The sequence below is a fragment of the Schlesneria sp. genome (assembly GCF_036405755.1).
GTDB classification, from domain to species: Bacteria; Planctomycetota; Planctomycetia; order Planctomycetales; family Planctomycetaceae; genus Schlesneria; species Schlesneria sphaerica.
The window spans coordinates 1-6,589 of sequence record NZ_DASWWZ010000659.1 but is presented as its reverse complement, the minus strand read 5'-3'; the positions used below and the strand labels follow the sequence as shown (position 1 = coordinate 6,589).

Annotated in this window: 5 protein-coding genes and 1 tRNA gene; 3 read left to right on the top strand and 3 right to left on the bottom strand. The window is 58.1% G+C overall.

Translation table 11 applies throughout. The annotated features are described in order from the left end of the window. The coding region (locus VGE80_RS21810; RefSeq protein WP_440594111.1) for an FAD-dependent oxidoreductase at nt 1-1,235 on the top strand (1,235 nt) is incomplete at its 5' end. Nucleotides 1,236-1,494: 259 nt separating this feature from the next. Beyond that, complete coding sequence (locus VGE80_RS21805; RefSeq protein ID WP_440594110.1) at nt 1,495-2,448, top strand: epimerase; 954 nt, start codon at nt 1,495-1,497, stop codon at nt 2,446-2,448. 272 nt (nt 2,449-2,720) lie between these two features. On the opposite strand, the gene VGE80_RS21800 is transcribed toward VGE80_RS21805, so the two are convergent. From VGE80_RS21800 to VGE80_RS21790, 3 genes are all read right to left on the bottom strand, one after another. Further along, nucleotides 2,721-2,795, bottom strand: a tRNA-Pro gene (locus tag VGE80_RS21800). A 78-nt stretch (nt 2,796-2,873) separates the two neighbouring features. Then, nucleotides 2,874-3,818, bottom strand: coding sequence for a ParB/RepB/Spo0J family partition protein (locus tag VGE80_RS21795; RefSeq protein WP_440594109.1), 945 nt, complete (start codon nt 3,816-3,818; stop codon nt 2,874-2,876). A gap of 339 nt (nt 3,819-4,157) precedes the next feature. Beyond that, entirely contained in the window at nt 4,158-5,921 is a 1,764-nt protein-coding gene (locus VGE80_RS21790; RefSeq protein ID WP_440594108.1) for an ArnT family glycosyltransferase, read from the bottom strand. A gap of 98 nt (nt 5,922-6,019) precedes the next feature. On the opposite strand from VGE80_RS21790, the gene VGE80_RS21785 reads away from it, so the two are divergent. Continuing rightward, the gene (locus tag VGE80_RS21785; RefSeq protein WP_373650835.1) at nt 6,020-6,382 is read left to right on the top strand and encodes a tetratricopeptide repeat protein; all 363 of its coding nucleotides are present in this window, start codon (nt 6,020-6,022) and stop codon (nt 6,380-6,382) included. Nucleotides 6,383-6,589 lie beyond the last annotated feature (207 nt).

Here is a 6,589-nt window from a genome sequence, read left to right as displayed (position 1 = left end):
CGGCCGGGGCCTATCGGGCACACGACTTCGACGTTTCACGTGAAACGGAGCCTGGTCCAGAGTACGTCGAGATTCGCTCCCTGGGAGTTCGCACCCGAGGGATTGTCTTCTGTCAGGGGATCGCAGGGACTACGAATCCCTGGTTTGAGGATGTGCAGTTCAAACCGGCAAAGGGTGAGATCCTGACTCTCCGAATTCCCGGGCTGACGGAACAGCGGGTTATCCACCGAGGGATCTGGCTGGCCCCACTGGGAGACGACCTCTTCCAGGCAGGAGCGACCTATGACTGGAAGGTGCTCGACAACCGTCCGACTGATGCGGGCCGCGAGGAGATCCTCTCACAACTTCAGAAGATCCTCCGGCTGCCGATGGAAGTGGTCGGACATCATGCCGCGGTCAGGCCCATTCATCGAAACCAGTATCCTGTCCTGGGACGGCATCCCCAGCAGCCGCGAATGGCCTGCTTCAACGGGCTGGGCTCAAAGGGAGCTTTGCACGCACCTTACTTCGGCAGGCAGCTCGCCGAACACCTCACAGGTGGGGCCCCCATTGACCGGCAGGTCGATTTGGTACTGAAGACCCGATGGAGCTCAATTGCGGGACATTTCGCCGCAGGTCAGAATCAGCCATCGAGTGGTGCTTCGTCTGGAAAGAGACCTCGGGCCCTCCCATTGACGCAACGGGCTCAGCTCGCCGTCAGTGAGGTGGTCGGGCGCGGAGACATCGTGATCGACGCGACGGCCGGTAATGGTCACGATACTCAGTTCCTGGCAGAGCTCGTTGGCGACGATGGGCAAGTCCACGCATTCGATATTCAGGAAGTTGCTCTCGAAAATACGGCACGTCGACTAGCGGAGTCGGGACTCGCCAACGTCCGGCTGTGGCATCATGATCATGCTGAACTGTCCGACGTACTCCCATCAGAACTGACAGGTCGTGTCGCGGCGATCATGTTCAATCTGGGCTACCTTCCGGGAGGGGATAAGTCTGTCATCACCCGCGCGGAATCCAGTGGCGAAGGTGTCTTCAAAGCGGCTGCCCTCCTGAAGCTGGGTGGGATCATGACGGTTCTCGCCTACACCGGCCACGATGGCGGGCAATCCGAGGCGGACCGGATTGCCTCGATCCTGGCAGCGTTTCCAGCAGACGAGTTCGAGATCAAGACTGTTGAGAGCCAACCAGGGCGATCGGTGGGCCCTCGATTGTTTCACGTGAAACGGCTGAAGGCTCGCTGACACTTTTGACACTACGCCGCGTCCGCAATTTTCTTCGAGACGACGGGGTGCACGGCAGGGTACCACGTTTCCACTTGCTTCTGGAGTGGGACCTCTCTGAGCTAACCGAGGTCACTGACGGTGCCGCATTCCGGTTAATGATCGCAGGAGGATCTCGGTTGTCGTCCGGGAACCGCTTTCTCAACACGCTACGGAAGGCTGAGCCCACAGTCCGTTCTGGGAGAATTCCCCAGCCGTTCGAGGCCGCCAGGAGAAAGAGATGTCCGGACCTGATTCTAATCGCCATGTCGTGATCGCGGGGGGAAGCGGGTTTATTGGGACTTCGATTGCGGAGTATCTCCATGCCCGCGGTTGGGCTGTGATTGTCCTGTCCCGTCACCCCTCACGCCGGCAGCTTCCGTGGCGCTGCATCTCGTGGGACGCTCGAACGAAGGGGGAATGGTGTTCTGCTCTTGAGGGGGCCGTCGCCTTGATTAACCTCGTCGGACGGAGTGTCGACTGTGTTAAGACTCCCGACAATCAGGATGAAATTCTTTGTTCTCGAGTGGAGGCGACTCGCATTCTGGGGTATGCCGTCCGAAACGCCTCCGAGCCGCCTCCTGTCTGGATCCAGATGAGTTCGGCTCATATTTATGGGGACCCGCCCGAGATCACATGCACTGAGGATTCACCTACCGGATGTGGCTTCGCACCCTGGGTGGTAAAACGCTGGGAAGAGGAGTTTGACGCTTGTCGCCTTTTCTCCCAGCGGCCCGTTGTCTTAAGAACGAGCTTTGTCCTTGGGCGAGATCGAGGGGCTGGACAGGGAGCACTGAGCCGACTGCTGAGATTGGCTCGCTGGGGTCTGGGTGGAACGGTCGGGTGCGGCTCGCAAGGGATCAGTTGGATTCACGAACTGGACCTGTGCCGACTGGTGGAGCGGAGCCTTCTCGCCCCCGGGCTGCGAGGTACCTACATTGCATCGTCACCCAATCCGATCCCCTCGCGCGAGTTCATGTCACAACTACGATCGGCGATCGGAGCACGCATCGGGTTACCAGCGACAGACTGGATGGTGCGGTTTGGCGCGCACTTGATTCTGCGAACAGATCCTGAACTCGCCCTCTATGGCCGCTACGTCGTGTCTGAAAGATTGAAGGAACAGAAATTCGAGTTCCGGTTCCCTCGGATCGACGAGGCGCTGCGGGACGTGATTCGGAATGAGGTTGCCTGAGCTAGGCTAGATCCTGGTCACGGGGGCCTCGCCGCAAACCCGCAAGTTGAGTGGCTGTACTAACAGCCGGACATTGTTCTGCGGGGCGCCGACGGCTGACCTGCGTCATTCCTCTCCACCCGATGATTGAGTCGATTGCTACGCTCAACGTCGATTCTCTCCGACGAGCAAGCCAGAGGACCAGTGAGTGGGATCTGCGAGATCAGCAACGGACGGGTACAAAAAAAGAAACATCCCTCTGACGAATTCGCCAGAGGGCTGTTTCACGCATGTCGGGATGACAGGATTCGAACCTGCGACTTCCTGGTCCCAAACCAGGCGCTCTAGCCAAGCTGAGCTACATCCCGAACGAGGCGACAGTTTAGAGAGGAGAGATCATTGCGTCAATGAAGTTCGTTTCACGTGAAACCCTCATTTGCAAGATTTTATGCGGCACGCTGCAACTTCCCCACAATCCGTTCAAAATCATCATTCGAACCGAAGTCGATGACAATCTTTCCCTTGTCCTTGGCTTTTCCCGACAGCTTGATTTCGACGCTGGTTCCGAGCCAGTCGCGGAGCTGATTCTGAAGGTCTGCCACATGCGACGTGTGGGCGCCGTCAGCTTTGGCGGGCTTCTCTTCGGGATTCACGAAGGGAACGATGTCCGCATCCTTCGGTGTCAGCATTTCTTTGACGGCTTCTTCCGTCTTGCGGACCGAAAGTGATTCCTTCTGGACTCGCTTTGAAAGTTCAATCCGGGCATCTTCGTTTTTCAGGGCCAGCAGTGCACGTGCATGGCCGGCGGTAATCTTGTCAGCTCGCAGCTCAGACTTGACCGCTTCCGGGAGTTCGAGAAGACGGAGCATGTTGCTCACGGTTGAGCGTTCGAAAGAGAGCCGACGGGCCAGGTCTTCAATCGTGCATCCGAATCGCTTCAAGTAGTCCTGAAAGGCGATCGCCTTTTCGAGGACGTTCAGGTCCTGTCGTTTCAAGTTTTCTTCGAGGGCCACTTCACTGACCTGCTGGTCGGACAAGGCCAGGACGCGGCAGGGAACCTGGCTCAATCCCGCCTTCTTCGCAGAGATCAGTCGACGCTCGCCAGCGACGAGCTGGTAGGTGTTGCCAACCGATCGGACCAGCAACGGCTGGAGCACACCGTGGGTGCGAATGCTGTCGACCAGTTCATTCAGCGAGGACTGGTCAAAGTCCTGTCGGGGCTGAAACGGATTTCGCTCGATCAAATCGACCGAAATTTCTGTCTGGTCCGACGAGGTCGCCTCGTCAGTCCCACCCATGGACGCCGTTCCGAGCAGCGCGTTTAAGCCTCTGCCCAGTCTCCGTCGGGATGGCTCTGGTGTCGTCGATTCTTGACTGGATTGTTCTTCCATGATTCATTCCTTGTCGAAACGCAGAGTCGTCGCGCAGTCATTGCGGAGAAGATCTGACTCAAGATTAGGGAGTAGAAGTGAATTTGATTCTAGTCACGGGGGCGAAAAACGGACAATAGGAACTTCACGCACGCCGGGTGAGAGTCCTCTCTCGCAGGACCCAATCTGCTCGTTTCGAACTCGCTAAAAAGAACCCGCGAGCATCTCCGTTCCCTGCCCTCGCGTGGCCGCCGCAAAAGGCCGCCTTCCCGTCCGCCTGTTGAACGGAGTCATGGCAATTCGCGGCAAAGTGTGCCCGGCGTGTTGAACTGCTTCCGATGCAGGAACTTTTTGCTGTTTCTACTTGTTCAGGCGGTAAAGCTTCCATTCGGTGAGCGGTAGGCCTGGGCCTGGATCGGGACCTGGATCGGGATGAAGGTCGTCCAGAAGCACGAGATGGCTTTGTTGATGGGATACACTGGTTTGCAGTGAAAACCGGGTAGACTCAAGAATTGAGCGAACTTCCGCCGGCACCGAGGAGGCTCGAGACGGGACGGCAACGAACGTCGGACGCTGCGGTGTCTGGTTCGCGAATCCCAGATCCTGTACCGGGCCGATCGCCAGGATCCCTTCCGACTTCAGCCCAAAAACAAGGGCCGGTTCGCCCATCACGTAGATGATCGCCTCATCGGCGGGGAACCCCTCTCGGGCATTGACCGCTCGAACTGCTGTGGCAATTTCACCGGAAGTCGATTGCAGATCCGTTCGATCCGCCCACGCGAAACCTGAACCGCTCAACTGTCGAAACGTCGCGATTGCAAGCAGGGCTGCCATGCACATCGCGGCAGCCATCCCCGGCACAGAATTGTTCTCGTCATCCTTTCGTACCTTCCGGCTGCAGAATTCGAACACCATTCCCAGGCAGATCCAGACAGAACAAAGCCACGGGAGGATCAACCGAGGGTACGGGTGGTAGAAAGGGGTTGAAATGCTCATCCCGACCAGCCATGCAAGCGCGAGGCTGGCTGGCAACTTGCTGTCCTGGAACCGGGATTTCAACACCCCGATTGAGCAGACAGCGACTGAAAGAGTCAGGGTCCCCACCGGGTGGAGCAACAGCGAGAGCATCTCCAACAGACTTTGCGAATGGGATTTTTGCGCTGAATCGTGACAGTGCCTCATGATGAGTTGATCACGAGAGAACGGGGCACTTAGCGGATTGTCATACATCCGCACGATGTCGGCCTGCGACTGGGCGGAGCGGATCCAACCGTTGGTGCCCACGATGTACTGGCGGTGGTTGGTCGCGACCTTTGCATACCCTCCCTGTTTTTGAAGACCCCATAGGACCGGAGACCAAGCAATCATTGCGGTCAATGCGATCAGCAGCCAGCAGATCAGTGTTCTGCTTACCTGTCGTTCTGATCGAGGCAGTGTGATTTGCCAAACGACTCCGCCTGTCAAACCGATTGCCAGTGGGAGCCACCCGTTGTATTTGGTCCACCACGAGAGTCCCGTCAGGCCCCCGGCGAGCATAATCTCACGCCACGGCGGGCTCCAGCGGGCCGGTTGTGACCTGCCCTTTCCGGACGATGGAGATGAGCCTCCTGCTGAGTCCACTGACGCGAATGCTTTCCCCGTGAAGTGGACAGCCCAGAGAATGAAGAGGCAAACAGGGACGTCGGTCAATGCCGCCCGGCTGTAACTGGCGTGAAAGTCACTCAACGCGATTAACCATGCCGTAACCAGACCTGCGGTCGGACCGAACCAGCGTCGACAGATCCACCACGCTGATGGGACCATCGCGATTCCGGTGACGAGTGAGGGAATCAGCGGCACGACGCCGCTGGGACGCAGTCCCACCAGCGACGCGAGGATCATTGTCCACTCAATTGCGGCAGGCAGCAGGGGCGGCGCGTAGAGAAATCGTGCGGGGTACGAATAGTCGTTCTCTGCCCCAAACCAGAAATTCGAGGCGTACACTCCTTCGTCGAAGTGCTCGACCGCCATCCTCTCAGGGAAGGCCAGCCGGAAAATCGACCCGGCGATGATCGCTCCGAGCAGCCAGTAAAGCTCGGGCCTGGTCACCTTCTGAGACGCAGATGGTTTTGTGCGATTGTCCATGATCGAGAACATATCGCGCGGATGGTTGGATCGTCTTCCCTGAGACCCTATGATTGTCTGTGATAACGGCGGATACCAGAAAAAAGGAATGCCTCAGAATGTCGAATCCAGACCTCATGTACGACGAAGCCATTGCTCTCAAAGACCAGGGCAACCTGCCCGGAGCAGTGGAAAAGCTTTTGGAAATTGAAGCGATTGCTCCCACCCACACCCTGACCCACTCTGCCCTCGCCATTATGCTGCAGAAGTTGGGACGCTACGACGAAGCGATTGCCCACGCGAAGACAGTCGTCGAGTTGAACCCCAACGATCCGTTCTCGCAATCGCAACTCTCGGTGATCTACCAGCGATGTGGCCGAATTCCCGAAGCGGAAGATGCGTTGGCGCGAAGCCGGACGATGAACGCCGGCGGCGGATGCGGCAGTGGCGGCTGCGGTAGTGGCGGGTGCGGAAGCCACTAATGTCCACGACTCACGCTTGTTGTCCGAGAACGTCGGAAATCCGAATCAAGCCTGACGAACAGCCGTTTGTTGTTCGCGGCTTTTGATGCGGCGATTGAGTCGATGCGGCACCTGTCACCAGGTGCCGCTCGCACGTTCGGATCGTTTTACCGAAGGCCGACCGACGGTGGAGGGAGGTCGGCACCTCTGACTCGGACCCGAACCGCG